We start from the raw sequence: 24,259 nt of genomic DNA on the forward strand, positions 1-24,259 counted from the left end.
CGCCGCCCGGCTGCCCGGTGACGGGTCAGGATGCTCCGGCCGCGGATCCGAGTGGCGGTCGGCCACGCGCAGGCCGAGGCGGGTGCACCAGCGCGAGCGCCGGCGAAGCGGCACGGACGCCGGCGGGCGGCAGCGGTCCCGCACCCCCGGGACCGCTGCCGCCCTCATCCCCCCGCCGCGCGCCGGCCCTCCCGGCCCGGCCGGGCTCCGGTGTCCCGCCGCAGTCCGTACCCGGCCGTCGGCGCGCGGCTGTGCCGAGGCCCGTGTGGGGTTCGGGCCTCGGCACGCCTGTGGTGTCAGATCGGCTGCCAGAGCGCCGGGACGTTCGGCGGCTCCCAGCCGGTCTGGGCCTGGTGGCCCTGGATGCAGCGGTAGTTCAGTCCGCCGTAGCCGACCTGGTCGCCCGCCTGGTAGACGGTGCCGGCGGCCCAGGTGCCGGGCCCGCCGGGGCCGCTGCCGACGACCAGCGTGTAGCTGGTGGTGTGGGCGGCGGTGCCGGTGCCGGTCACGGTGATGCCGTAGGTGCCGGGGGCGGTGGCGGTGCTCACCGACACGGTCATGGTGGCGGAGGCACCGGCCTGCACCGAGGCCGGGCTGAAGGCGACGGTGACGCCGGCCGGCAGGCCGGATGCGGCGAGGTTGACGGTCTGGGCCCGGCCGGAGGTGACGGCCGTGGCGACGCTCGCGGTGGTGGTGCCGCCCGGTGTCGCCGTACCGGTGGCCGGGTTCACCGCGATCGAGAAGTCGTCGGCGGGGGCGGTGCCGCCCACCGAGGTCTTCCAGAGCGTGTAAGCCACACCGTCGGCGCTGCGGTCCAGTGCGGTGGCGTTGATGTTGCCGGTGGTGTCGCAGGACTGGTGGTAGCAGGAGTCGTACGCCCGGTTGGCGGTGCCGCCCCACTTGGCCGCCTGTGCCGCCGACTTGACGGCGCTCGCGCCGGCCGCGTAGCCGGAGGTGGGGATGCCGGCCTGCTGGAAGGAGTAGTCGTCGGAGCGGCCCTGGCCCTCGGTGTTCTCCTCGGGCTGGAGGCCGAGCGAGTCCCAGTAGGCCTTCATCGGCGCGGCGGCCGCGGAGTTGAGGTTGTTGACGAAGTAGCCGGCGTTCGGCGAGCCGACCATGTCGAAGTTGTAGTACGCCTTGATCGCCGTTCGCTGGGCCGAACTCAGCTGCCCCACGTAGTGCTTGGATCCCTGCAGGCCCTGCTCCTCCCCCGTCCACCAGGCGAAGCGGACGTGCCGGGTGAGGGTCGGGTTCTGCTGGGCGAGGACGAGTGCGGTCTCCAGCAGGACGGCCGAGCCGGAGCCGTTGTCGTTGATGCCGGGCCCGGCGGAGACGCTGTCCAGGTGGGCTCCGAACACGGTCACCTGGTCGGACGGGCCGCCCGGCCAGTCCGCGATCAGGTTGTTGGAGGTGTAGGTGCAGGAGGTGCAGGTCTGCTCGGTGACGGTGTAACCGGCGGCCTGGAGACGGCTCTTGACGTAGGCCACGGACTGCGTGTGCCCGGCGCTGCCGGCCCTGCGGTTGCCGCCGTTCTGCGCGGCGACGGCGTTCAGCTGGGCGAGGTGCGCCTGCACCTTGACGACGTCGATGTCGGGTGCGCTGCCGCCGGGGTTGCCGCCGCCGCCCACGGTCAGCGTGTACTGGGCGGTGTGCACGGCGGAGCCGCTGCCGGTGACGGTCAGCGTGTAGGTGCCGGCCGGTGCCGCGGCGGAGGCCGAGACGGTCATGGTGGCGGACGAACCCGTCTGGACGGAGCCGGGGTTGAAGCTCACGGTGACGCCGCTCGGCGCGCCGGAGGCGGTGAGGGCGACCGTCTGGCCGCTGCCCGAGGTCACGGCGGTGGAGACCGTGGCGGTGGTGGAGGCGCCGGGCTGCACGGTGCCGGAGGCCGGGCCGAGCGTCAGCGAGAAGTCGTTGCTGCCGGACGGCGTGCAGGTCGGGTCGCCGGCCTGGGCGGGAACGCTCACCGCGTCCCAGGCGGCCTTCGCCCGGTTGAAGAAGGTGCAGGACGCATCGAGGCCCTTCGCCGCGGTCAGGGTGGCGGTCCGGTAGCGCTTGTAGGTCATGCCGCTGGTCTTGAGCAGCATGCCGCCGTAGAAGATCCGCCCGGCGTCGCGGATGCCGACCCCGGTCACCGTCGTGTTGTTGCAGGTCGGGCTGGAGGGCTTGCCGCCGCCCGGGCTGGAGCCCTCGGCGAGCAGGTAGAACCAGTGGTTCATCGGGCCTGCGGCGGCGTGCTCCTCGGTGGTGGGGATGGACGCCGAGTAGCAGTTCGGATTGCCGCTCACCTGCGACGGGTTGTACATCACCCGGATCGGCCCGCGCCCGACCAGGTTGATGGTCTCGCCGACGGTGTAGTCCGGAGTGTCGTACGGGGCGGGCTCGTTGGCGTACGCCTCGGTGAGCGCGCCCATGATGTCGCCGGTGGCCTCGCCCAGCCCGGACTCGTTGTTGGCGCCGCCGGGCGTGTACTGGTCGATGCCGTGCCCGAACTCGTGGCCCACCACGTCCATCGCGGCGATCCACTCGTTGGCGTTGTTGTGGCCGATCGAGATCGACGAGCCGTCCCAGTACGCGTTGACGTCGTTCAGGCCGACCTTCACCGGCCAGCTGCCGCCGTTGCCGTTGTGGCCGTTGCGGCCCAGCCAGTCGCGGAGCATGTCCCACTCCTTCTGCGCCGCGAACATCACGTCGGCGCAGCCGGTCTCCTTGCTGGTGGGGCTGCCGTTGCCCCAGGAGTCGGTGGACTTGGTGAACACCTGGCCGGTGCTGTGGTCGGCGCAGCTCAGGCCGGGCCGGTTCGGGTCCCGCAGGGAGTACGAACTGCCGGATCCCGTGGTGCTGATGGTGAGCGGGGCGGGGCCGTTCCAGCGGCTGTTGGCGGTGCCGGCGCGGACGTCGTCGAAGCTGTCGATGACGGCGCCGGTGCGGGCGTCGACGAAGACGTGCAGGCGGCTCGGGGCGGTGGCGGTCCGGCCGGTGAGCACGGTCTCCCAGGCCAGCCGGGAGCGGCCGTCCTTGACCCGGACGACCAGGCGGGCCGGCTCGGCCGCGTCGACGGCGGCGAGCCGGGTGCGGGCGGTCCGCTCGGCGGCCGCGGCGGTGACCGCGGGCGTGGTCGGGACGCCGATCGCGCCGGTGGCGGCGGACTGCAGGCCGCGTATCCGGCCCTGTCCGTCGGCGAGCACCACGGCGTCGCCGCCGACCACCGGCAGCCCGCGGTAACTGCGCTCGTAGGCAACGGAGTAGAGGCCGCCGAGCCATGGGGTGACGGCGTGCCGCTCGTAGGTCTCGCCGGGCCCCTTGGCCAGCGAGTCCAGGCCCGCCGCGGCCGCCCGGTCGGCGGCGGAGACGGCGGCGGCCAGGGCGGTCGGCGGTGCGGGGGTGGCCGCCGGGCCGGGTTCGGCGACCGCGGCCGCGGTGGCGGCAGTGGCGGTGAGCATGCCGGCCAGGACGGCCAGGGCGGTCCCGGCCGTCAGCAGTCTGCGTTTCATCGAGGCTCCTCGAAGGTGGGGGTCCTCGACCGCGGACACAGTGGTGTGCGGTACCGGCGGTGGCCGGCCGCACGCGCCGCGGGCCGCTGTTTCGGGGACGGCCGCGGTTGGTCCGCGCTCGGGTGCCGGAACCCTCACACGCCGCCATGCGCCGGTCAACGGCTTCGACGGCCCGGGAGCCGCGTTGGCAAACTCCGTCAAGCTGCGTGCTTTCCAAAGAGGTTGAGACCACGTCATGTACAGGCGACAGGCTCCTCCAGTACCGTCCTGCTGTCCGGAACAAGCGGAGGGGCCGGAGGACCGGGAGGGCCGCGCGTGCACCGGAACCGCACCGGCGCCGAGCCCGCCGCGCCATGGGAGTCCTTCGGGGCGTGCCTTCGGCACTGGCGCCGCCGGGCCGGCCTCACCCAGGCGCAGCTCGGCGAGCGGATCGGCTACAACCACACCTCGGTCAGCCGGCTGGAGCACGGCAGCCGCCGGGCCGACCCGCGCCTCGCCGACCGGCTCGACGAACTCCTGGACGCCGGCGGCGAACTCCGGGCCGCCCTCCGTACCGCCGACGCGGGACGGCGGCACACCCCTGCGCTGCCGGCCGCCCTCACCCGCCCGCCGCTCCCCCACACCCCCGCCCCGAGCACCGGACACACCCCGCCCGGCGGCGGCCCGCCGCCGCGCCTCCCCGACTACGGTCTGCTCTGCCCGCTGCACGGCGCCGACGGCTGCACCGTGCCGTCGGCCGCCGAATCCGCCGCCCTGCACGCCGAGTTCTGCGCCGCGGACCCGGCCGCCGCGCCGCCGCTGGACGCCGACACCGCGCACGCCCTCACCGGCCTGCTCGCCGCCCACCTCCGCGACGGTGAGGAGTGCGCGGACCCGGGCGCCGCGGAGTCCGTCGAGCGGACCCTGCGCGCCGTCCTCGATCGCCTGGCCACCCGCCCCGCCGGCCTGCGTCGCCGGCCGCTGCTGAGGCTCGCCGCCGAACACGCGCACGCCGCCGGCGCGCTGCGCATGCAGAGCGGGCGCGCGGCCACCGCGATGGCCTGCTTCGACCGGGCCCTCGCCTGGGCCGAACTGGCCGGTGATCCCGCCACCCAGGTCGCCGCGCTCAGCGACATGAGCACCCTCGCCAGGCTGGACGGCGACGCCCGTACCGCCCTCGGCTGCGCGGGCGCCATCGGCCGGGCGGCACCCGACCGACACTGGGCCGGCGCCATGGCCCGGATCGGCATGGCCCGTGCCCAGGCGCCGACCGGCGACGTCCGCGAGACCGTGCGGCACCTCACCCGGGCCCGCCTGCACGTGGACCACATCGGTGAGGACGACACGGCCGACGCCCCCTGGCTGTCGATCGCCTCGATGCAGATCCGGGTCGAGGCGGGCGCGGCCGCCGCCCTGCGCGACCTCGCCGCGGCCACCGGCGAGCCCCGGCTCGCCCGCCTCGCCGCCGATGCCGCCGGCACCGCGCTGCGCCTCCTCGGCCCCCGGCAGCTGCCGTCGGCCCGACTGCTGTTCGCAGTGCGGACGGCCGACTGCCTGCTGTGCGCCGGCGACGTCGAGGGCGCCCTCGCCCTCCTCGCGCCCGCCCTGCAGGACGCGCCCGCCGTCCCCGCCCTCGTCCGCCACGAGTTGTACGGCCTGTACGCCCGGCTCACCGCCGGGGCCCGGCACTCCGCCCGCCGTGCCGCCGAACTCCTCGACACGGCCGAGCTGCTGGCGGACCTGGCCGGGCCCGCGACCGGTTGAGCCCGTGTCGCCGTCGGCGGTCGGCGGAGGCGGGCGGGCGCTGTGCCACGATCCTCCTGGCGGATCATCTCCGCACCAGCGCACTCACGGGAGCGAGGCCCACCCTTGGCACTCAGGAGATCCGACGCCGGTGTCGCCGTGCTGCTGTCCGAGATACCCGCGTTCGCCGGCCACCTCCGGGCGGCGACACTGCTTCGTCCGAGGGCGGGCACACCGGTCCGGGAGGACAGCTCGGTCGGCGGCCCGCTCCTGTGGCCGGCCGGGGAGGAGTGGCCGCTGTGCACGGCCGCGCACCTGGTCGAGACCCGGGAGAAACTGACCGACCGGGAGCGGGAGACCTGTCTGCGGATCGACCGGGAGCGGCGCGAGTGGCACGTGCGGCACCCCGACCGGCCGTACCGGCTGTCCGCCGAGGACGCCGCCGAGCAGACACGGGTCATGGCGGGCGCCGGGGTCCTCGACCTGATCGCCTGGGAGCGGGTGCGGTGGGTGCCGGACACGACCGGCAGCGGTGTCCCGATGGTGCCCGTGGTGCAGCTCTTCGCCCGGGACGTCCCCGGCGTCCCGTGGCCGCCCGGCACTGACGTCCTGCAGCTGCTGTGGTGCCCCAACGACCATGCCGAGCAGCCCGCACAGCCGGGCTACTGGGGGCCTGCCGTGGACCTGCGCTTCCGCGCGTCGCAGGCGGTCCGGCAGCACCGGGTGCCGCCGCCCCGGCCGGACCGCGCCGACCGCAGCTACCTGCCGCACCCCTGCACGGTGGCACCCGTCCGGATCGCCGAACTGCCCGACCCGGACGAGCTCCCGGCAGAGCTGTCCGAGGCCGGCGAGGCCTGGGCCGAGGAGCACGGTGTCGAGTTCCACCGATGTCTCGCCTGCCGCCCGGGCTGGAAGGTCGGCGGCTGGCCGAGCTGGCACCAGACCGACCTGGTCCCCGTCGAATGCGACTGCGGCGCCGCCATGCGCCTCCTGCTCACCCTGGACAGCGGCGGCGACCCGCACCTCAACGTGGGGCGCTTCGGAGAACTGCGGGTGTTCACCTGCCCGGTCGACGGCTCGCACCCCTTCCGGCTGAACCTCCAGTAGCCGCGCGGAACCTCCGTCGGCCGGGCGGGACCTCCCCCGACCGGGTGCCCCGCCGGCCGGTCGGCTGTGTCAGGTGGTGCGGGTGATCTCGATCTTGCGGGCGGGCTTGTCCGACTGCGCGGCGATCGGCGCCCGCACGGTCAGCACGCCGTGCTCGTAGCCGGCGGTGACCTCGGTCTCGGAGGCGCCGGCGGGCAGCTGGACGGTCCGGGTGAAGGAGCCGTACCGGAACTCGGAGCGGTGCTTCTCCTTCTTCTCCTCGATGCGTTCGGCGTGGATGGTGAGCAGCCCGTCCTCGACGGTGACGGAGACGTCCTTGTCCGGGTCGATACCGGGCAGCTCGGCGCGGACCTGGTAGACGCCGTCCTCCTCGGACTCCTCGATGCGGATCATGTGCTCGCCGGGCGACATCCTCATCGCCATGTCCTCGAACCATTCGGGCATCGCCGGACGGTGCGAGGAGAACGGGAACTTTCGGCGCAGCTCGTTCGCCATGACTGCCTCCCTGCGGAGTGCTGTTCACCCTCTACGGTAGACACCCCTGCCGGACGGGCGCCTCCGCCGGACGGGCCGCTTCCGGGGCGGCCGCCGGGTCAGGCGGTGCCGGTCGCCGGGCGCGCCGCGGCCGCCTCCGTGGGCTCCAGTGCGCAGCGGAGGGTCGCCGTCAGGGCCCCGCCGGCTTCCCGCTCCAGGGTGAGGGTGATGTCGTCGACGTCGCGGCCGAGGCGCTCGAGGGCCTCCAGGAGCGGGGTGACGTCCCACGGGTCGTGGTGGCCGCGCAGGTAGCGACCCAGGGCGCGGTCGAAGTCCGCGCGCCGCGGCGCGTCGTCGTGGTGGTAGTGGGCGGACAGCCGGTCGGGGGCGCTGGTGGTCATCGGTCCTCCTCGGTGCACGGGCCCGGCCCGGTCCACCGCCTCCCCGGCCGGCCGCTCCTTCCAGCCTGGCAGCGCCCGGCCGGCCGGGCGCGGGCTGGGGATCAGCCGGTCGGTGCGACCCGGACGGGCGTCTCGCCAGGTGGGACCGGGGCGGCGCGGCCTTCCGTCCGGGGCGGCGGGCGGTGAGGATGTCGGCACCCGTCCCTGCACGAAGCACGAAGGAGCCCGATCACCGATGAGCGCACACGTCCACGTCCGGCTGCGACAGGGGATCGCCGTCGGCGGCGAGGGCGAACTCGTGGAGCAGTGGGCGTGCCGGTGCGGGGAGGAGTGGACGCGGACGCACCAGGTGGCGGACGGTCCCGCGGAGGACTGAGCGCCGGTCCCTGGGTGGCTCTGCAGGAGTCGTCCTCAAGGAGGCACTCGGGCGCCCCTGACAGGGAGCCCCTTCGGCTACGGTGGGCCCATGCCCATGTCACCAGCCGTACGGACGCTCACCGACGACCTGGGGGCCGTGGTGCGGCTCGGCGAGGTCCGCCGGGTGGTGTCGCTGGTGCCCTCGCTGACCGAGGCGATCGCCGTCACCCGCCCGGGGCTGCTGGTCGGCGCCACCGACTGGTGCAGCCATCCCGCCGGGCTGGACGTGGCACGGATCGGCGGCACCAAGAATCCGGACACCGCCGCGATCGCCGCGCTGCAGCCCGATCTGGTGGTCGCCAACGAGGAGGAGAACCGCGTTCCCGACCTCACCGCGCTGCGCGAGGCCGGACTGGCCGTCTGGGTCACCGAGGTCAGGACGCTGGACCAGGCCTTCGTCTCGCTGGAACGGCTGCTGACCGGCGCCTGCGCCCTGCCCTCCCCGCCCTGGCTGGCGGAGGCGCGCCGCGCCTGGGCCGCCGTGCCGGCGCTGGCCGGGCCGCCGCGGCGGGCGGTGGTGCCGATCTGGCGCCGCCCGTGGATGGTGGTGGGCCGCGACACCTTCGCCGGCGACCTGCTGCGCAGGCTGGGCGTGCACCAGCTGTACGCGGACCACGCAGAGCGCTACCCGGCCGTACCGATCGACGAACTCAGGGTGTCCCGTCCCGAGTTGGCGGTGCTGCCGGACGAGCCGTACCGGTTCTCGGCGACCGACGGGCCGGAGGCGTTCCCCGGTGTGCCGGCGGCACTGGTGAGCGGGCGCCATCTCACCTGGTACGGGCCGTCCCTGGTGGAGGCGCCCGGGCTGCTCGCCGCCCAACTGGCCGCCGCGGAGGCCCACGGCACCTGACCGCGGCGACCGACCGCGGGAGGCGCCCGGCGGCACCGCACGGCAACGGCCCTCAGCGGCGCCGGGCGGGCGGCCGGTCGAAGACGCAGTCGCCGCAGACCCAGCTGCCGGGCGCCCGGTAGTACAGGCAGCAGGAGGTGCGCCGGAACGCGAACGGCTCCCCCGGCGCCGACAGGGTGCCCGTCCCCCGCAGCGGCGGGCGGTCGAGGAGGTCCCGCACCAGCGCCTCGGCGGCGGGCAGCGCGAGGGTGCGCCGGAGGGCGGGCGTCATGGCCAGGACCTTCAGCGTCCCGGCCAGGGCGGAGGCCGTGTTGCCGTGCAGCAGCGGCTCGGCGATCGGCGTGACGGCTCGGACGGCCGCCGCCAGCGGGGCCAGGTTCTCGGTGATCACAGCCTGGTGGAGGGCGTCCGCCGGCGGCCCGTCGGACAGGGCCACCGGGTGCGGCAGCCAGAGGTCGAGCGGACCCTCCGCGGGCAGCGCCCAGTGGGCCAGGTCGGGGTGCAGGTCCGGTACGGCTGCGCCGAGCGCCGCCGTACCGAGCGCCACGGACCACAGCCGGGCGGCGAGCCCGAGGTGGACGGTGGAGGCCGCCACCCGCGGCTCCGCGGTGCCCATCCGCCGGGCGACCTCCGCGATCCGCGCGGCCAGCGGACCGTCCGGCCCGCCGTCGTACAGCTCGCGCAGCGGCCGGAACCCGGCCGGTGGCCCGGCCCCGGCCGACCCGGTCCGCACGGCGAAGTACGGCCCGATCCGGCCGACCTGCTCCAGCAGTGTCATCTCGGCAGGGTCTCCCAACGGTCGGCAGCGGGCACCGGCGGCACCCGGTCCGCCGACGAGCATGCCACGCCCGCGAACGGCCGCCCCGGACGGCCACCCGGACCCGCGGGCACGGGACGGGCCCGGCCGCTGGGTGTGCGGCCGGGCCCGTCCGTTCTCAGTGTGTCGGCGTCAGCCGGTCTGGATGGCGGTGTCGTCGATCACGAAGCTGGTCTGCAGCGAGGAGTCCTCGGTGCCGTTGAACTTCACGGTGACGGACTGGCCCGCGTAGGAGGACAGGTCGACCGTCTTCTGGCTGTAGCCGGTGGCCTTGTTGAGGTTGGAGTAGCTGGCGACCGTGGTGCCGTTGACCGTCACGGTGAGCTTGTCGTACGCGGTGGAGGTGGTGGTCTCCGCCGTGTCGATGTGCAGCCAGTAGCTCAGCGTGGCCTTGCAGCCGGCCGGGACGGTGACGGTCTGCGAGGCGCTGTCGGTGTGGGTGGAGCCGTAGCCGTTCAGCCAGGCCTTCCAGGAGCCGGAGTGGGCGGCCTGGGAGGCGGAGTTGTCGACGACGCCGCTGCTGGTGGTCCAGGGGGCGGCGGTGCCGGTCTCAAAGCCGGCGTTGCCGAGCAGCTGGGCCGGGACGCAGCTGCTGGTGCCGGAGACCGTCCAGGTGAAGCTGGTGGAGCCGGTCTTGTTGGCGGCGTCCTTGGCGGTCACGGTCACGTTGTAGGTGCCCGCGGTGGTGGCCGTGCCGGTGATCTTGCCGGAGCTGCTGATCGACAGGCCGGTCGGCAGGCCGGTGGCGGTGAAGGTCAGCGGCGCGGTGCCGCCGGAGGCCGAGATCTGCAGGTTGGCGGTGCCGTTCACGGCGGTGGTCTGGTTGCCGGGGCTGGTCACCGTGACGGCGGTCGAGCCGGCCGGCTTGGTGAGGAGGCAGCCGGCGACGTTGAGGTCGATGACCCGGCCGGTGCCCAGGCAGGTGGTGAACCAGTAGGTCTGCTCGCCGTAGCTCTGGCCCTTGGTCGCGGTGGTGGTGCCGTCGGCGGCCACCTCACAGGGGTTGTTGAGGGTGCACATCGCGCCGTCGTCGTTGCCGGTGTTGTTGATGCCGACGACCTTCTTGGTGGCGGCGTCGACGATCGGCGAACCGGAGGTGCCGTGCGTGGTGTTGCAGCCCGAGCTGTAGCGGATCGAGTCGTGCCAGGTCCACTCGTCCTCGCGCAGGGTCGGGACGAACCCGTTGACCGAGCAGTTCCACACCTGCTTCCAGTACGAGGAGGGTATGAACATCGCGGAGCCGTCGACCGGGTGGGTGTCGCTGATGGTCAGCGCCGTGGCGCCGAACCTGCTGCTGATCGAGGCGAAGGTGTCGGTCAGCTGGTACAGCGCCACATCGGTGCCGGTCATGGTCGCGTAGAGCACCTTGTCGGCCTGGACGGTGCCGAGCGAGGAGCCGGAGGAGCTGAGCAGGGTGCCGCTGCGGCTGGCGCTCGCGTTCTGGATCACCACACCGGCGGCGGGCATGGTCGGCAGGCAGTGCCCGTTGGTCAGCATCATGGCCCGGTCGGTGTCGACCGACGAGGGGTAACGCACCAGCGACGCCGAGCAGTTGCTCAGGGCGATGGTGGAGGTCAGATCGCCCGCCTGGACGGCGTGGGCCGGCGTGGCGGCAGCGGTCAGCGTGCCGGCGGCGACCGCGACCGCGCCGACGGCGGCGGCGAGTCCCTTGAACATGGGGTCTCCTTGTGGGGGATGTGCCGGACACGCGACCGGTTGCGCGCGACCGAGCCGCACGAAACTGCCATGGCCGCTTCAAGTGGGTCAACGGTGCTTCCCGGAAAGGCCGTTCGCCGCCGCCCCGGGACGGCGCCCGACCTGTCGGATACGGCCACACCGGTACGGGCGCCATAACCGGACGACTCCGGCCCAGCCGCCACATCCCAGACCCGCCCGGACGCCCCTGCCGGGCCGGCGCGAGCAGCGCCGCCGTCCTCCGGCACGCCTCCCGGTCCAGCTCCGCCCCGCCCGGTCGGCGTTCCCCGGCGCAACCCCCGCCCGCCGCCACGAGATTGACCGGAAACGATCGCCCGTCCGCAACGTCCGGACACCGCCCGCGCGGCCTGCCGGGGGCCACCACGGACGGGCAGAACGGAGGGCGGTGTCAGCGCGGCCGGACACCGTCACCGATCATGGGTGCGTTCGAGTACGGCAGGTGGAGAGGTGTACGGGTGTACCGGTGGAGGCGTTGCCTGGTCGAGGCGGGCGTGGGCGAGGAGCGGATCGAGGACTACCGGGCGGCGGGCCGCTTCCTGCTCGGGCGGGAGCCCGCGCTGTTCTCGGCAGTGCGGCTGCTCGGCGTGCCCGCCTACCAGCCGCACGCCGTGGCGGGCTACGCGTTCGCCTGCTTCACCGACGACCTGTGCGACCTCGGCGCGCCGCAGGAGCGCGCCGACCGGTTCGCCCGCTGGCAGGAGGACGTCCGCGCCGCCCTGGCGGGCGAGGCCTGCGGGCAGCCGCTGGCCCGGGCGTTCGTCCACTCCGCACGGCTGCGCCGGCTGCCGGTGCACTGGATCGAGTCCTACCTGGCCGGTGCCCGGACGGACCTGTCGTTCACCGGTTTCGGCACCGAGCAGGACTACCAGGCGTACATCGACCGGCTGTCCTGGCCGTTCACCATGCTGACGGCCGGCCTGGTGCACATCGGCGGCGGCGACGAGCGGTACACCGCTGCCGGGCGGGCCCTGGCCGACGCCTGGCAGCGGCTCGACTTCCTGATCGACCTGTCCCGCGACCTCCGCGACGGCCGGCTCTACCTCCCCGAGGAGGCCCTGCGCGAGCACGGCGTGACGCGCGAGGACCTCGCGGCGGGCCGCCGCAGCGCGGGCGCGGCGGCGCTGGTGGTCGACCAGGCCGACCGCGCCGAGGAGGCCCTGGGCCGGGCCGACGCGATCCTCGAGGTCCCCGCCGAGTACCGCCCGCTCAGCCGGATGGCCCTGCGGCTGGCCCGCCGCCGTCTGGAGGCCGTCCGCCGGGCCGGCGCCGCGGTCGCACGCGGCCCCGTACGCGACTCGCCGTGGGCCCTGCTCGCCACCCTCGCCGCAGCCCGCCGCCCCGACCCCCGCGAACTCGCCCACGACCGGGCCACGGCCCACGCGCACGGGTGCCACCCCTAAGGGGCACGGGGCACGCCCGGGGTAGCACACCAGGGGCGCGTGGGGGCGCCACGCGCCCCCTGGTGGTTCCCTAGCGTCTGCGGCGAGCTGCCGGAACCATCCGGAGGACCGTGCGCAGGACGTGGTCGGCGGCGTCCCGCGGTGGATCGTCCATCAGCTCGGTCAGCAGCCTGGCCAGCGAGCCGACCAGGCCGGGCCTGGCCATGACGTGCTCGTTGAGGAGCGGCCGGTAGCCGAAGCGGCTGAACAGGTGGTCCGCGGCGGTGTTGCCGAGCCGGTAGTAGCGCCCCCAGCGGCGCCGGATCTCCTCCGGGTAGCGCCGCAGGACGTGTTCGCGCCCTTGCCCCGGTGCCCGGGTGAGGGCGAGGGCCACGGTCTCAGCGGCGATCTCGGCCGCCTCCATGGCCTGGGCGATGCCCTCGCCGCTCCAGGGGCTGATCATGCCGGCGCTGTCGCCGACCAGCAGCAGGCCGCGGCCGTACTGCGGGTGGCGGTTGAACCCCATCGGCAGGGCCGCGCTCCGCAGCGGCGAGTCGGCGTTCTCCTCGGTGAGCCCCCAGTCGCGGGGCAGCCGGGCGAGCCACTGGTCGAGGGTGGCGCGCAGGTCGACGGCGCCGTGGTCGCGGTGCGGGAGTGCGCCGAGGCCGACGTTGACCCGGCCGTCGCCGAGCGGGAAGATCCAGCCGTATCCGGGCAGGTCGCGGCCGGTGCGCGGGCACCGCAGGTCGGCCCACAGCTCCAGGTACTCGTCCTTGGACAGCTCGGGGCTGCGGTAGTAGCGGCGGGCGGCGGTGGCGAGCTGCCGCCTGGGGTCGCGGTCGAGGCCCATGGCGAGGGCGGTCCGGGCGGAGGCGCCCTCGGCGGCGACGACGAGCGGTGCCCGGTACTCGACGGGCCGGCCCTCGGGCCCGGCACTGGCGCTGACGCCGGTGATCCGGCCGGCCCGGTCGGTGAGCGGGCCGGTGGCCTTCACCTCGGTGCGCAGGCGGGCGCCGGAGGCGGCGGCGTGGTTGGCGAGGATGTCGTCGAAGTCGTGGCGGCTGCGGGTGAGGCCGAAGTCGGGGAAGCGGCCGAGGTCCGGCCAGTCGATGGTGACCTGGCGGTCGCCGCAGACCCACCGCATGCCGCGGGAGCGGTTCCAGCCGGGCGCGTCGATGTCGATGCCCATGCGCAGCAGCTGGCGTACGGCGCGCGGGGTCAGGCCGTCGCCGCAGACCTTGTCGCGGGGGAAGCGGCTCTTCTCCAGCAGCAGGACGTCGACGCCGGCCCGGGCCAGGTGGACGGCGGCGGACGCCCCGGCGGGCCCGGCGCCGACGACGATCACCTCGGCCTCCTCCACGGCGGGCGGGTCGGCCGTTGCGGAGGTCTGCGGCGGGGGCGGGTTCTGCGCCGGTGGCGTCACTGTCTCCTCCTGGGGGCGCCGGTGCATCTGACGGACGCTTCATCCCTACCCACCCCGGGGCGCCCCTGCCCTCACTCGGCCGGACCTGCCCGGCGAGATGCCGCCGGGCAGGTCCGGCCGGGGCGGGCTACGGGCAGCTGACGACCTGTCCGGCCCAGGAGAGGCCGCCGCCGAAGGCGAGGAGCAGGACGGGGGCGCCCGACGGGAGTTCGCGCCGCTGCACCAGCTTGGACAGGGCGAGCGGGACGGAGGCGGCGGAGGTGTTGCCCGACTCGACGACGTCCTGGGCGACCACCGCGTCCGGCGACAGGTCGAGTTGACGGACGAGGGCCTCGATGATGCGCAGGTTGGCCTGGTGGGTGACCACACCGGCCAGGTCGGCGGGGGTGAGGCCGGCGAGTTCGCAGGCGCGCCGGGCGATGTCCGGCAGTTCGCCGGTGACCCAGCGGAAGACGGCCTGGCCCTCCTGGGCGAACCGCGGCTGCCACTCGTCGACGAGCCGGACGGCGTTGCCGCGGGTGGGGTCGGAGCCCCAGGCGACGGGCCCGATGCCGGCGTCCTCGGCGGCGCTGAGGACGGCGGCGCCCGCGCCGTCGCCGAGCAGCACGCAGGTGCTGCGGTCGGTCCAGTCGGTGACGTCGGACATCTTCTCGGCGCCGATCACGAGGGCGTGCCGGGCGGCGCCGGCCCGCAGGGCGTGGTCGGCGCAGGCGAGGGCGGTGCAGAACCCGGCGCAGCCGTTGTTGAGGTCGAAGGCGACGGCGGAGGGGATGCCGAGACGGGCGGCGACCTGGGCGGCGATGGAGGGGCAGCGGTCGACGGCGGAGCAGGTCGCCACGGTGACGAGGCCGATGTCGGACGGGTCCAGTCCGGCTGCGGCGAGGGCCTTGCCGGCCGCGGCGGCCGCCAGGTCGGTGACCGACTCGTCGGGGCCGGCGATGCGCCGGGTGGCGATGCCGGTGCGGCGGCGGATCCACTCGTCGCTGGTGTCGACGACGGCGGCCAGGTCGTCGTTGGTCAGGACGCGGTCGGGCTGGTGGTGGCCCAGGGCGGTGATGCGGCTTCCCGGCACGGCTGGTCTCTCCTCGGCTCGGCAACGGATGCCGGGAATATAGCAACCGATCGGTCGGACGCTAAATGGCGGCACCCGGATAGCATGGGCGGCATGAGCCCACGCAAGTCCGTCGCCGAGGCCCGCAGGACGCGGGAGCGCATCGTGGCGCACGGCATCGCACTGGCCTCCGTCGACGGCCTGGAGGGGCTGACCATCGGCCGCCTCGCCGCCGACCTGGGCATGAGCAAGGCCGGGGTGCTCGGCCACTTCGGGACGAAGGAGGCGCTGCAGCTCGCCGCGCTGGAGGGCGCCGCCGCCGTCTTCTCCCGCACGGTCTGGGAGCCCGCGCAGCACGAGCCCCCGGGGCTGCCCCGGCTGCGGGCGCTCTGCGAGGCGTGGATCACCTACCTGGAGACGGAGCGCGAGGTCTTCCCGGGCGGCTGCCTGTTCACCACCGCCGCGGTGGAGTTCGACGCCCGCGGCGGCCCGGTGCACGACGCGGTCGGCCGCCTGCTGCGGCTCTGGCGCCGCCGGCTCGCCGCCGAGGCGCGCACCGCGGCCGCCGACGGCACCCTTCCCGCCGGCACCGACCCGGAGCAGCTCGCGTACGAGCTCGGCGGCCTCTACCTGGCGCTGAACCAGGAGCTCCAGCTGTTCGGCTCCGCCGACGCCGCCGACCGCACCCGCCGGGCCCTGGACCGTATGCTCGGCCCCGCCCCGACCCCCGCCCACGACCCTGCCGCTGCCACTGCCCCGGCCGCCCGGTAACGACACGCAACGACACGCCGGGCCGACACGCCCCGGGTGGACCCGGCAGCCCTCCACCGTCTACATTCCCGTAGACGTGCGGGCGCAGGTCCGTCCGCAGGGAAGTTCCGGGAAGGGTCCACGTGAGCGTGATCACCGTCGGTCAAGCCGTCGTCCTCGGCATCGTGGAAGGGGTGACGGAGTTCCTGCCCATCTCCTCCACCGGCCACCTGAAGATCACCGAAGGGCTGATGGGCATCCCGGTCGACGACAAGTCCGTCGTCGGCTTCACCGCGGTCATCCAGGTCGGCGCCATCGCGGCCGTGCTGCTCTACTTCCTCAAGGACATCACCAGGATCGTCCGCGCCTGGGGCCGCGGCCTGGTCAACAAGGAGGAGCGGTACCACCACGACTACAAGTTCGCCTGGTGGGTCATCTACGCCACCGTCCCGATCGTGGTCGTCGGCCTCGCCGCCAAGCCGCTGATCGAAGGACCGCTCGCCTCGCTCTGGGTGGTGGCGGGCTCGCTGATCGTCGGCAGCGGTGTGATGTGGGCGGCCGACCAGATGAGCCGGCTCAAGCGCGGTGAGGACGACACCGGCCTCAAGGACGCGATGATCGTCGGCTCGGCGCAGATCCTCGCCCTGCTCTTCCCCGGCTTCTCCCGCTCCGGCGCCACCATGTCGGCCGGCCTGATGCTCGACCTCGAGCGGGTGGCCGCCACCCGGCTCTCGTTCTTCCTCGGCATCCCGGCGCTCACCGGCGCCGGCATCTACGAACTCAAGGACGCCCTCGGCGCCGGCGTGGACCCGCTCCCGCTGATCGTCGGCACCGCGGTCTCCTTCGTGGTCGCCTACGCCTCCATCGCCTGGCTGCTCAAGTACGTCGCCAAGCACTCCTTCAACGCCTTCGTGTTCTACCGGATCGTCGTCGGCGTCCTGCTGTTCGGCCTGCTCGGCACCGGCGTCCTGAACGCCTGACCGCCGCACCCGACCCGGCACCCGCGGGCGGCCACCCCACAAGGCGGGAGGCCGCCCGCAGCCCGTTCCGCCCCGCTCGGGGCGGGCACACCACCGACTAGCCTGGAAACCCGGCCGCCGGCCACCGCGCCGACCCGCGGCCGCACGGGGAGAGGGGACACACCGGCGATGACCGACGCCGCAGCCACCAGACGCCAGCACGGGCAGCTGGAGACCGACGTGCTCGAAGTGCTGTGGGCGGCCGACGGCCCGCTCAGCCCCGGCCAGGTCAACGACGCACTCGGCGGCGCCCTCGCCCGCACCACCGTCACCACCATCCTCACCCGGCTGCACGAGAAGGACCTGGTGCACCGCGAACGCGCGGGCCGCGGCTACGTCTACGCCGCCGCCCAGGACGCCTCCGGCATCGTCGCCTCGCGCATGCACAGCGAACTCAGCAAGGGCGAGGACCGCGGCAGCGTCCTGCGCCACTTCGTCTCCACCCTCAGCCCCGGCGACGAGGCTCTGCTGCGCCACCTGCTCGCCGGCGCCGACGGCACCGCGGAACGGCCGTGAACACCCTCGCCCTGGTCGCCCTCGGCCTGCCCTGGCTCGCCGCACCGGCCGCCCGGGCGCTCGCCGCACGGCTCACCCCGCGCTGGGCCGCCCTCGCCGTCGCCGGCTGCGCCGCCGTACTGGCCGCCGGGGCCGTGACCGGCCTGGCCGTCCTCGTCTTCGCCGGGCTGCTCCACCTGCCCTGGCTGGCCGCCGCCGGACGGCTGCCGCTCGCCTGGCTCGCCGCCACCTCCCCCGCGGCCGTCCCCGTCGCCGTCGCCGCCGGGGCCGCCCTGGCGGCGGTCACCGTCTCCGGCGGACGCGCGCTCGCCGCCCAGCGCACCCAGCTGACCGCCGCCCGCCGCACCGTCGCCGGACTGCCCGTGGACGGCGACACCGTCGTCGTCCACGACCCCACCCCCGAGGCCTTCGCCCTGCCCGGCCGCCCGGGCCGCGTGGTGGTGACCTCCGGAATGCTCGACGCACTCGGCCCGCAGGAGCAGCGTGCCCTGATCGCCCACGAACGCGCCCACCTGGCCGGCCGCCACCACGTACTCTCCCGGACCGTCCACGTGGCCGCCGCCGCCCACCCGGCGCTGCGCCGGCTGCGCGCCCCGCTCGACCTCCACCTGGAACGCTGGGCCGACGAAGACGCCGCCCGCACCGTCGGCGACCGCCCGCTGACCGCCCGGGCCGTCGCCCGCGGCGCCCTCGCCGCCACCTCCCGCCGCGGCCCCGGACCACGCGGCGCAGCCCTCCCCGCCGCCCACGCCGGCCCGGTGCCGCAGCGGGTGGCCGCCCTCCTCGCCCCACCGCCGCGGGCCCCGCACGGCCGCGTCCTCCACCTGGTCGTGGCCGGCCTGCTCGCCGTCGTCGGCATCTCCACCGCCGCCGGCCTCGGCTCCGCCTACGACCTCCACGAGTACGTCGAACAGGGCCAGGAGAGCACCGCACCCCTCTCCCCCTGAGACGACGGCCTCGGCCGGCCCGACCCTGACGGAACCGCTCGCGGCCGAGGTCCGGGTCTTCGACGAAGATCTCGCGCAAGTCCTGCTGGTGACACACCGATGGCGAGGCCTGGTGCCGCCCGGCGGACGGGTCGAACCCGGACGCTCGGGCTGTCGTACGCCGCCGTTGTCGACCGCGCAGTGCCGCTCGCGGCCGAGAGCGGCCAGCCGGCGACCTGGATCCGCCTGGACCACGACTGGGAGAGCTACTTCCCGGAGGACCCGGCCCGGATGCGTCGCCATGCGGCCCGGCTCGCAAGGCACGCCCGTCGCTGATCGGCAGGCTGGATGTGCGGTGCGTGGGGGTCCCCGGCCGGTTGACGGCTGTTCCGGGTCCGCTGTCGGCGAACCCGCCCGGGTACTCGTGTTCGCGGTGCTTGGGTGTCGGGATGGAGATCTTGGTTCTGGGCGGAACAGCGTGGGTGGGCCGGGAGCTGTCGCGACAGGCGATCGAGCGCGGTCATCGGGTGACGTGCCTGGCTCGCGGAAGCGGAGAAGTCTCGGACGGAGCGACGCTGGTGGCCGCCGACCGGCGCGATCCTTCGGCGTATGCGCCCCTGCTCAAGCGCGAATGGGATGCGGTCGTCGAGGTGTCATGGCAGCCGGGGTTCGTTCGCGAGGCGCTTGACGCATTGGGCGGCCGGGCCGGGCACTGGGCCTATGTCTCCTCCGTCAGCGCCTATGCCTCCCACACCGCGCCGGGCGCGGACGAGTCCGCGGCCCTGCTTGCTCCGACCGACCGGAGCGAGGCCGACCGCGCGCTGTACGGCGAGGCGAAGGTCGCCTGCGAACAGGCGTCGACGGCCGCTGTGGGCGACCGCCTTCTCGTCGCACGCGCCGGCCTGATCGGCGGCCCGGGGGATCACAGCGGACGCTCCGGCTACTGGGTGGCCCGTGCCGCACGCGACCCGCGAGGGCCCATGCTGGTTCCCGACGCACCGGACATGCCGACCCAGGCGATCGACGTACGGGACCTCACCGCCTGGCTGCTCGACGCCGCGGAGACGGGGACCGTCGGCACGTACGACGCCGTCGGTCCGGTCGTTCCGTTCGGAGAGTGGATCGAGCTGTCCCGCGCCGTCGGCGGGCACACCGGTCCGGTGGTCACCGCCGACTCGGCATGGCTGCTCACGAACGGCGTGGCCGAGTACATGGGTGCCGAGTCACTGCCGATGTGGCTGGTCGAACCGGGCTGGGAAGGGTTTTCCGCCCGGGACGGGTCTGCGGCGCGCGCCGCAGGACTGCGCCATCGGCCCCGGGCGGAGCTGCTGGCCGACACGCTGCTCTGGGAACGCGAGCAGGGTCTGAACCGGACAAGACGTGCCGGCCTCGGCGCTCGGCGCGAGCGCGAGCTGCTCGACGCTCTCGGCTGACGGCCACTCCCCTGCTGTACGCGTCCTGGAGCGCATCCCACAACCCCGTCCGACACCAGCCGCTCACCTGTGCCCATGCCGGGCAACGCGCTGCCCCGATCGGGACACCGTCCAAAGCCTCTCCTGGACCGCGCACCGGGCCGACGGTCGAACGCCGGGCTCAGGGCGCCCGGATGCGCTCGGGCTCTGCGGTGCGGGGGCGCGGGCGGCGGCGGATGAGGAGCAGGGCGCCGAGGGCGAGCCAGCCGGCGGCGAGGAGCCAGCCGCCGAGGACGTCCAGCGGCCAGTGCACGGAGAGGTACACCCGGCTCAGGCCCACCAGGACGGCGAGGGCGGCGAGGGCAGCCGTGCAGCGGCGTCGGAAGGTGCGGCCGTACCCGCGGATCGCGAGGTCACGGCCGAGGGCCCAGGCCAGGAGGCCGAAGGCGGTGGCCGAGGTGAAGGTGTGGCCCGACGGGAAGGAGAAGCCGCTCGCGGGCACCGCCCATCCGGCCGCCGGCGGTCGCGGCCGGCCGATGCCGTGCATCAGCAGGGTCCGTAGCAGCTGTCCGGCGAGCAGCCAGAGCAGCGGGGTGACGGCGAGGAGCAGCCGACGGTCGGCCGGGGCGCGGCGGGCGACGAGCAGGCCCGCCGCGAGTGCCGCCGCCCAGGGGACGGCGGCCGTGCCCAGGGAGGTGACGGCCCGGGCGGTCGTCCGGGCTGCGCCGGGGCGGTGGCCGCCCGCCCACTGCACGGTCTGCTGTTCCCAGCCGAAGGGGGCCGATCCGTGGAGGGCGACCACGACGGCCAGGACGGCGAAGGCGGTCCAGGCACCGACCAGAACCACCCCGGCCGCCGGAACCCACCGGCCCCGCCCCCGGTCGGGCGGCGGGACCGGCCACAGGAGACTCCGGCTCCTCGAGGGCGCGGGCCGCGGGCCGGGCCGCCCCGCAGGCTCCCGCTCGGCGCTCTCGCGGGCCGGCCGGTTCTGCTGCGGGCGCCGCAGCTGTGTGGCGCCGGGCAGTGATCCGGCGTCCGGCGCACGGTCGGCGGACGTGGACATTCGGGCCGTACCTCTCCCCGGGCGGCCGTGTCGCACGCCGCCAGGCATCGTCTACGTAAATGTAGACGATGCCTGGCGGGGGCGCGCGCGACGGGCCGGGTGGAGTACCTCCGCGTCAGAGGTGGACCACCCGCACGCCGCCCGCCGGGACGTCCAGCACACCGCCGACCAGCAGCCCGGTGAGCAGTTCCATGCCGTCGCCCGGCAGCGGGATGCGGGCGTCCGTGCCGCTGTGGTTCACCGCGAACAGGTAGCGGCCGAGTTCGCCGACCCGCTCGACCACCTCCACGTCGCGGGGCAGCGCCCGCTCCGGCAGGCCGGCGTCGGCGCAGACCCGGCCGAGCACCGCGTCCAGGCCGGCCTCGTCGAGCCGGGTGGAGACGTACCAGGCGCTGCCGCCGCCGAGCGCGTGCCGGGTGACCGCGGGGTGGCCGGCGGTCGGCCCGTCGGCGTACGTCCACTGCGGGTCGGCGCCGCGTGCGACGACGAACTCGGACCAGGACGCGGCGGTGAGGTCGCCGCCGGGCCCGGTGAGGCGGATGCCGCGGCCGGCGGGCAGCGGGGCGAACTCCTCCACCGTGAGCCCGAGGACGTCCCGCAAGGCACCCGGGTACGGGCCCGGGTGCACGGTGTCGTGCTCGTCGACGATGCCGGAGAAGTGGCCGACGGCCAGGGTGCCGCCGGTCTCCACGTAGCGCCGCAGGTTGCGGGAGGCGGCGCCGGTCATCAGGTACAGCGCCGGGACGAGCACCAGCGGGTAGCCGGAGAGGTCGGCCTCGGGGTGGGCGAAGTCGACGGTGAGGTGGCGGTCCCAGGCGGCGGCGTACCAGGCGTCGGCCTGGGCCCGGGCGTCGAGTTCGACGCTGGGCCGCCACTCGAGCTTCTGCGCCCACCAGGACTGCCAGTCCCACAGGACGGCGGCGTCGGAGACCACCCGGCTGTCGCGGACGCTGCCGAGGGCGCCGACGGAGGCCCCGAGGGCGACCACCTCGCGCCAGATCCGGCTGTCGGTGCCGGCGTGCGGCAGCATCGCGGAGTGGAACTTCTCGGCGCCGTAGCGGGAGGCGCGCCACTGGAAGAACATGGCGCCGTCGGAGCCGCGGGCGATGTGGGTGAGGCTGTTGCGGGCCATCTCGCCGGGCTGCTTGGGCAGGTTGCGGGGCTGCCAGTTGACGGCGCCGGTGGAGTGTTCCAGCAGCAGCCAGGGCCGGCCGCCGGCGACCGAGCGGGTGAGGTCGGCGGACATCGCCAGGTTGATGTGGTTCCGCGGCGCCTCGGCGACCAGGTAGTGGTCGTTGGCGACGATGTCGACCTCGCGGCCCCAGGCCCAGTAGTCGAGGGACTCGCACTGGGAGAGCGCGGTCATGAAGTTGGTGGTGACCGGGATGCCGGGCGACAGGCGGTGCAGGACGTCCCGTTCGCGCCTGAAGTTGTCCAGCAGGGCGTCGCTGGTGAAGCGCGCCCAGTCGAGCTGCTGGGCGGGGTTGCCGGCGGTGGGGGTGAGCCGCGGCGGCCGGATCTCCTCCCAGGCGCCGTAGCGCTGGCCCCAGAAGGCGGTGCCCCAGGCCTCGTTGAGCTCGTCCAGGTCGGTGTACCGCCGGCGCAGCCAGCGGCGGAAGTGTTCGGCGGAGGTGTCGCAGTAGCAGGCGCTGACCGGTACGCCGTACTCGTTGTGGACGTGCCACATGGCGAGCGCCGGGTGGTCGCCGTAGCGCCGGGCGAGCTGTTCGGTGATCGCGGCCGCGGCGTCCTGGTACGCGGGTGAGCTGTGGCAGATGGCGCCGCGGGAGCCGGCCTCCAGGCGGACGCCCTCGCGGGTGACGGGCAGCGCCTCCGGGTGCCGGCGGTAGAACCAGGCCGGGGGCACCACGGTGGGGGTGCCGAGGTCGACCCGGATGCCGCCGGCGTGCAGCAGGTCGAGCAGGCGGTCGAGCCAGCCGAAGTCGTACTCACCGGGTGCGGTCTCGAGCAGCGCCCAGGAGAAGATCCCGACGCTGACCATGGTGACGCCGGCTTCCCGCATCAGCCGGACGTCCTCCTCCCAGACCTCCTCCGGCCACTGCTCGGGGTTGTAGTCACCGCCGTAGGCGAGGGCCGGCAGCCCGACCGGCCGGCGGCGCCGTTCGGCGGGCCCGGCGGCCACGGCCGGGGTGGTGTCGCGGGTCAGCGGGTGATCCATCGAAGCTCCATACGAGATTGCTGTGCACGTACACAGCGTCCGGGGCGCCGTGTTTCGGCAAGATAACCGTACGAGGCAAGGGATTGACAAGTGTCGTCGTGGTTTCCGTACTGTGAACGTGCACAGCGGCGGTACCGGCAGCTCCGGGCCCTGCGCCGCTCCCGCATCCCCCACCCCGCACCCGTGATCCCCGGGAGGATCCATGCACCGTCGGCTTGCCCTCGCCTCGGCCGCCGCGCTCTGCGGCACGCTCGCCCTGACCGCCTGCGGCAGCAGCGGCGGCGACTCCGGCGACACCAAGGCCGCCACCGGGCCGGTGAAGCTGACCTTCTGGTCCTGGACGCCGAACATGGACAAGGTCGCGGCCCTGTGGAACGCCTCCCACCCGGACATCCAGGTGTCCGTGCAGAAGCAGGCCTCCGGCGACGACCTGGTCACCAAGACCATCACCGCGGCCAAGGCCGGCAACGCCCCGGACCTCGTCCAGGTCGAGTACCAGGCCCTGCCCACCCTGGTCAGCAACGACGTGCTGGCCGACGTCTCCAAGCAGGCCGGCCCGGCCAGGGAGAAGTTCGCCGCCGGCGTCTGGCAGCAGGTCACCCTGGGCTCCGACGCGGTCTACGCGATACCCGAGGACACCGCACCGCTCGCCTTCTACTACCGCACCGACCTCTTCGCCCAGTACGGCCTGAAGGTGCCCACCACCTGGGCCGAGTTCGCCGACGCCGCCCGGCAGCTGAAGCAGAAGGACCCGTCGAAGGCGCTCACCACCTTCTCCGCCAACGACCCCGGCCTGTTCGCGGGCCTCGCCCAGCAGGCCGGCGCCAAGTGGTGGACGGCCTCCGGCGACGCCTGGAAGGTCGCCGTCGACGACGCCGCCACCAAGAAGGTCGCCGACTTCTGGGGCGGCCTGGTCGCCGAGGGTGCCGTCGACAACCAGCCGATGTACACCCCGGCCTGGAGCAAGGCGCTCAACGACGGCAGCCAGATCGGCTGGGTCTCCGCGGTCTGGGCGCCCGGCGTGTTCACCTCCTCCGCGCCCGACACCAAGGGCAAGTGGGCGATCGCGCCGCTGCCGCAGTGGAACGCCGGCGAGACGGTGACCGGCAGCTGGGGCGGTTCCAGCACCGGCGTCACCACCGGCGCCGAGAAGGCCGGCCACGCCGACGCCGCCGCGCATTCGCCACCTGGCTGAACACCGACCCGCAGGCCGTCGCCGCCCTGGTCAAGGAGGCCGGCATCTACCCTGCCGCCACCGCTGCCCAGACCGGCGGCGCACTGGCGACCGCACCCGAGTTCTTCTCGAACCAGCCCGACTTCTACACCAAGGCCGCCGAGATCGCGAAGAACACCGCGCCCGCCGCCTGGGGCCCCAACGTGAACGTCGCCTACTCGGCCTTCAAGGACGCCTTCGGCAAGGCCGCCCAGAGCAGGTCCGGCTTCCCCGCCGCACTCACCGCCATCCAGCAGGCCACCGTCGCCGACCTGAAGAAGAACGGCTTCACCACCCAGGGCTGAGGCTCTTCCCCGAAGGGGCGCGGGT

The 24,259-nt window shown here is 74.6% G+C and carries 19 protein-coding genes and 3 pseudogenes; 12 read left to right on the forward strand and 10 right to left on the reverse strand.

All coding sequences use genetic code 11. The features are described 5' to 3' along the window. Positions 1 to 296: 296 nt before the first annotated feature. A complete protein-coding gene (locus tag ACQ614_RS03920; protein ID WP_431676745.1) occupies positions 297 to 3,494 on the reverse strand; it encodes a M28 family peptidase in 3,198 nt (1,065 codons plus the stop codon). A 315-nt stretch (positions 3,495 to 3,809) separates the two neighbouring features. Between ACQ614_RS03920 and ACQ614_RS03925 the strand changes: the two genes are divergently transcribed. After that, entirely contained in the window at positions 3,810 to 5,237 is a 1,428-nt protein-coding gene (locus tag ACQ614_RS03925) for a helix-turn-helix domain-containing protein (RefSeq protein WP_431676746.1), read from the forward strand. Positions 5,238 to 5,342: 105 nt separating this feature from the next. After that, on the forward strand, positions 5,343 to 6,323 hold the full coding sequence (locus tag ACQ614_RS03930) for a hypothetical protein (protein WP_431676747.1): 981 nt from the start codon (positions 5,343 to 5,345) through the stop codon (positions 6,321 to 6,323). Positions 6,324 to 6,392: 69 nt separating this feature from the next. On the opposite strand, the gene ACQ614_RS03935 is transcribed toward ACQ614_RS03930, so the two are convergent. Together ACQ614_RS03935 and ACQ614_RS03940 are read right to left on the reverse strand one after the other, a co-directional pair. Then, positions 6,393 to 6,818, reverse strand: a complete 426-nt coding sequence (locus ACQ614_RS03935) for an Hsp20/alpha crystallin family protein (protein WP_431676748.1) — start codon at positions 6,816 to 6,818, stop codon at positions 6,393 to 6,395. A 98-nt stretch (positions 6,819 to 6,916) separates the two neighbouring features. Next, a complete protein-coding gene (locus tag ACQ614_RS03940) occupies positions 6,917 to 7,198 on the reverse strand; it encodes a hypothetical protein (RefSeq protein WP_431676749.1) in 282 nt (93 codons plus the stop codon). 235 nt (positions 7,199 to 7,433) lie between these two features. Between ACQ614_RS03940 and ACQ614_RS03945 the strand changes: the two genes are divergently transcribed. Continuing rightward, positions 7,434 to 7,574: a hypothetical protein gene (locus tag ACQ614_RS03945; protein ID WP_431676750.1), complete on the forward strand. Its 141-nt coding sequence runs from the start codon at positions 7,434 to 7,436 to the stop codon at positions 7,572 to 7,574. Positions 7,575 to 7,670: 96 nt separating this feature from the next. Next, complete coding sequence (locus tag ACQ614_RS03950; protein ID WP_431683817.1) at positions 7,671 to 8,465, forward strand: helical backbone metal receptor; 795 nt, start codon at positions 7,671 to 7,673, stop codon at positions 8,463 to 8,465. A 52-nt stretch (positions 8,466 to 8,517) separates the two neighbouring features. Here ACQ614_RS03950 and ACQ614_RS03955 read toward each other — a convergent pair whose 3' ends face one another. The 3 genes and pseudogenes from ACQ614_RS03955 to ACQ614_RS03965 all read right to left on the reverse strand — a co-directional run. Next, complete coding sequence (locus ACQ614_RS03955) at positions 8,518 to 9,243, reverse strand: (2Fe-2S)-binding protein (protein WP_431676751.1); 726 nt, start codon at positions 9,241 to 9,243, stop codon at positions 8,518 to 8,520. Positions 9,244 to 9,414: 171 nt separating this feature from the next. Next, positions 9,415 to 10,140 (reverse strand): annotated as a pseudogene (locus tag ACQ614_RS03960) (putative Ig domain-containing protein); the annotation flags it as partial. Positions 10,141 to 10,341: 201 nt separating this feature from the next. After that, a pseudogene (locus ACQ614_RS03965) lies at positions 10,342 to 10,959 on the reverse strand (trypsin-like peptidase domain-containing protein); the annotation flags it as partial. A gap of 494 nt (positions 10,960 to 11,453) precedes the next feature. Here ACQ614_RS03965 and ACQ614_RS03970 point away from each other — a divergent pair. After that, the gene (locus tag ACQ614_RS03970; RefSeq protein WP_431676752.1) at positions 11,454 to 12,398 is read left to right on the forward strand and encodes a phytoene/squalene synthase family protein; all 945 of its coding nucleotides are present in this window, start codon (positions 11,454 to 11,456) and stop codon (positions 12,396 to 12,398) included. Between the two features lie 70 nt (positions 12,399 to 12,468). Here the strand turns inward: ACQ614_RS03970 and ACQ614_RS03975 are convergent, their stop codons facing one another. Beyond that, entirely contained in the window at positions 12,469 to 13,800 is a 1,332-nt protein-coding gene (locus ACQ614_RS03975; RefSeq protein ID WP_431676753.1) for a geranylgeranyl reductase family protein, read from the reverse strand. 127 nt (positions 13,801 to 13,927) lie between these two features. Beyond that, entirely contained in the window at positions 13,928 to 14,872 is a 945-nt protein-coding gene (locus ACQ614_RS03980; protein WP_431676754.1) for a beta-ketoacyl-ACP synthase III, read from the reverse strand. Positions 14,873 to 14,965: 93 nt separating this feature from the next. Between ACQ614_RS03980 and ACQ614_RS03985 the strand changes: the two genes are divergently transcribed. From ACQ614_RS03985 to ACQ614_RS04010, 6 genes are all read left to right on the forward strand, one after another. Continuing rightward, positions 14,966 to 15,622 carry a TetR/AcrR family transcriptional regulator gene (locus ACQ614_RS03985; RefSeq protein WP_431676755.1) on the forward strand — a complete coding sequence of 219 codons (657 nt, stop codon included), beginning with the start codon at positions 14,966 to 14,968 and terminating at the stop codon, positions 15,620 to 15,622. 122 nt (positions 15,623 to 15,744) lie between these two features. Beyond that, entirely contained in the window at positions 15,745 to 16,581 is an 837-nt protein-coding gene (locus ACQ614_RS03990) for an undecaprenyl-diphosphate phosphatase (protein WP_431676756.1), read from the forward strand. Between the two features lie 168 nt (positions 16,582 to 16,749). Further along, the gene (locus tag ACQ614_RS03995) at positions 16,750 to 17,136 is read left to right on the forward strand and encodes a BlaI/MecI/CopY family transcriptional regulator (protein WP_363486863.1); all 387 of its coding nucleotides are present in this window, start codon (positions 16,750 to 16,752) and stop codon (positions 17,134 to 17,136) included. Then, positions 17,133 to 18,083 (forward strand): M56 family metallopeptidase, encoded by a 951-nt coding sequence (locus tag ACQ614_RS04000; protein ID WP_431676757.1) that lies wholly within the window; start codon positions 17,133 to 17,135, stop codon positions 18,081 to 18,083. Before ACQ614_RS03995 ends, ACQ614_RS04000 begins: the two co-directional genes overlap by 4 nt. Positions 18,084 to 18,182: 99 nt before the next feature. Then, on the forward strand, positions 18,183 to 18,398 hold the full coding sequence (locus ACQ614_RS04005) for a hypothetical protein (protein WP_431676758.1): 216 nt from the start codon (positions 18,183 to 18,185) through the stop codon (positions 18,396 to 18,398). 113 nt (positions 18,399 to 18,511) lie between these two features. After that, positions 18,512 to 19,495, forward strand: a complete 984-nt coding sequence (locus ACQ614_RS04010; protein ID WP_431676759.1) for an NAD-dependent epimerase/dehydratase family protein — start codon at positions 18,512 to 18,514, stop codon at positions 19,493 to 19,495. Between the two features lie 160 nt (positions 19,496 to 19,655). On the opposite strand, the gene ACQ614_RS04015 is transcribed toward ACQ614_RS04010, so the two are convergent. Further along, positions 19,656 to 20,321: a phosphatase PAP2 family protein gene (locus tag ACQ614_RS04015; protein WP_431676760.1), complete on the reverse strand. Its 666-nt coding sequence runs from the start codon at positions 20,319 to 20,321 to the stop codon at positions 19,656 to 19,658. Between the two features lie 331 nt (positions 20,322 to 20,652). Then, entirely contained in the window at positions 20,653 to 22,716 is a 2,064-nt protein-coding gene (locus ACQ614_RS04020) for a beta-galactosidase (protein WP_431676761.1), read from the reverse strand. 202 nt (positions 22,717 to 22,918) lie between these two features. On the opposite strand from ACQ614_RS04020, the pseudogene ACQ614_RS04025 reads away from it, so the two are divergent. After that, a pseudogene (locus ACQ614_RS04025) lies at positions 22,919 to 24,234 on the forward strand (ABC transporter substrate-binding protein). Positions 24,235 to 24,259 lie beyond the last annotated feature (25 nt).

The sequence above is a fragment of the Kitasatospora dryopteridis genome (genome assembly GCF_050749075.1).
Classification (GTDB): domain Bacteria; phylum Actinomycetota; class Actinomycetes; order Streptomycetales; family Streptomycetaceae; genus Kitasatospora.

Excerpts from the sequence above, each read along its gene's own strand:
- ACQ614_RS03920 (WP_431676745.1), bottom strand. The coding sequence starts at position 3,494 with ATGAAACGCAGACTGCTGACGGCCGGGACCGCCCTGGCCGTCCTGGCC.
- ACQ614_RS03935 (WP_431676748.1), bottom strand. The coding sequence starts at position 6,818 with ATGGCGAACGAGCTGCGCCGAAAGTTCCCGTTCTCCTCGCACCGTCCG.
- ACQ614_RS04005 (WP_431676758.1), top strand. The coding sequence starts at position 18,183 with ATGGCGAGGCCTGGTGCCGCCCGGCGGACGGGTCGAACCCGGACGCTC.
- ACQ614_RS04010 (WP_431676759.1), top strand. The coding sequence starts at position 18,512 with ATGGAGATCTTGGTTCTGGGCGGAACAGCGTGGGTGGGCCGGGAGCTG.
- ACQ614_RS03995 (WP_363486863.1), top strand. The coding sequence starts at position 16,750 with ATGACCGACGCCGCAGCCACCAGACGCCAGCACGGGCAGCTGGAGACC.
- ACQ614_RS04020 (WP_431676761.1), bottom strand. The coding sequence starts at position 22,716 with ATGGATCACCCGCTGACCCGCGACACCACCCCGGCCGTGGCCGCCGGG.
- ACQ614_RS03950 (WP_431683817.1), top strand. The coding sequence starts at position 7,671 with ATGTCACCAGCCGTACGGACGCTCACCGACGACCTGGGGGCCGTGGTG.
- ACQ614_RS03945 (WP_431676750.1), top strand. The coding sequence starts at position 7,434 with ATGAGCGCACACGTCCACGTCCGGCTGCGACAGGGGATCGCCGTCGGC.
- ACQ614_RS03955 (WP_431676751.1), bottom strand. The coding sequence starts at position 9,243 with ATGACACTGCTGGAGCAGGTCGGCCGGATCGGGCCGTACTTCGCCGTG.
- ACQ614_RS03985 (WP_431676755.1), top strand. The coding sequence starts at position 14,966 with ATGAGCCCACGCAAGTCCGTCGCCGAGGCCCGCAGGACGCGGGAGCGC.
- ACQ614_RS03940 (WP_431676749.1), bottom strand. The coding sequence starts at position 7,198 with ATGACCACCAGCGCCCCCGACCGGCTGTCCGCCCACTACCACCACGAC.